Source organism: Mesorhizobium sp. WSM4846 (assembly GCF_055811415.1).
Window position 1 is genome coordinate 1 of record NZ_JBVVPZ010000114.1, and the last position, 371, is coordinate 371.

Below are 371 nucleotides of genomic sequence, written 5' to 3' on the forward strand. Positions count from 1 at the left end.
TGTCGGCCGCATAGGTGAAACGGACATGGGTGACCGGGTGTTCGGCGCTCCATGTCCGTCGTTCGACCACCAGGCAGGGGGCGCCGGACTCGATTTCGAGTGCGGTCGCAATGTGTCTGTCGGCGGCGACGGCGCGGATGCGGTGCTCGGCGGCACTCCATGGCACGCGGGCGATCAGCCACGGCCCAGGCGCGACGGCAAAAAATTCCTCGTTGGCAGCCTCGGCCACAGCGGCCAGGTTGATCAGCCGCTGTTCGTGGGCGAACGGCCGCTTGCCAGCGAAATGCCTGCATTCCAGCGCCAGCACCGGCCCGTTGGAGTCGAGTTCCAGCAAGGCGCGATCCTCGGCGCTGCTGCGCCTTTTATGTCGC

The 371-nt window shown here is 66.8% G+C and carries 1 protein-coding gene; it reads right to left on the minus strand.

All coding sequences use genetic code 11. The features are described from left to right. Nucleotides 1-371 (minus strand): UTRA domain-containing protein (locus AC0L15_RS33260; RefSeq protein WP_473498424.1); only part of this gene is annotated, 371 nt, incomplete at both ends.